Here is a 233-nt window from a genome sequence, read left to right on the forward strand (position 1 = left end):
GTGGTGCGCGACGGCGAGCACGCGAGCGTCACGCTGCTGACCCATCACAGCATCGCCGACGCCGTGCATTCGCTGGCGATCTTCGCCGAGCTGTGGCGCTGTTACCGGGAGGCGGCCGCCGAGGTCGGGACCGACAGCGCGGGCGGACGCAGCAATGCGTCCGGTACGGCACGTTTGACGATCCCGCGCGCGGTCAGCAGGCCTTCCACCGACGCCGGATACGGCCGTTCCGG

The 233-nt window shown here is 71.2% G+C and carries 1 pseudogene; it reads left to right on the plus strand.

The annotated features are described in order from the left end of the window. Nucleotides 1-233, plus strand: a pseudogene (locus GV790_RS30360) (hypothetical protein); the annotation flags it as partial.

It is taken from the genome of Nocardia cyriacigeorgica (assembly GCF_010858045.1).
GTDB lineage: Bacteria > Actinomycetota > Actinomycetes > Mycobacteriales > Mycobacteriaceae > Nocardia > Nocardia cyriacigeorgica_E.